This window comes from Neisseria sp. HMSC068C04 (assembly GCF_001810105.1).
GTDB classification, from domain to species: Bacteria; Pseudomonadota; Gammaproteobacteria; order Burkholderiales; family Neisseriaceae; genus Neisseria; species Neisseria flavescens_B.
The window spans coordinates 1-348 of the sequence record NZ_KV800013.1 but is presented as its reverse complement, the minus strand read 5'-3'; the positions used below and the strand labels follow the sequence as shown (position 1 = coordinate 348).

The following is a 348-nucleotide window of genomic DNA, read 5'->3' as shown; positions in this document are numbered from 1 at the left end:
AGAACTGCACCTACGCCTATATCGACGATATGGGCCGCTACCGCGTCAAGTTACCGTTTGACCTGGACGAATGGAGTCCGGGCGGGGAAAGCCGTCCCGTCCGACTGGCCAAACCCTATGCCGGTCCCGAATACGGCATCCACTTCCCCCTACACGAAGGCACCGAAGTGATGCTGTCCTTCGTCCAGGGTAATCCCGACCGTCCGTATATCTCCGGCGTCATGCACGACAGCGCCCATACCGACCATATCCCTGCCGATTGGAATACCCGCAACGTCATCCGTACCTGGGCGAACAACAAACTGAGGATGGAAGACCTGCAGGGACAGGAACACATCAAACTCGCCA

At 58.0% G+C, this 348-nt stretch carries 1 protein-coding gene; it reads left to right on the top strand.

Annotated elements, in window-relative coordinates:
- On the top strand, positions 1–348 hold a 348-nt coding region (locus HMPREF2700_RS11125), incomplete at both ends, for a phage baseplate assembly protein V (RefSeq protein ID WP_283129712.1).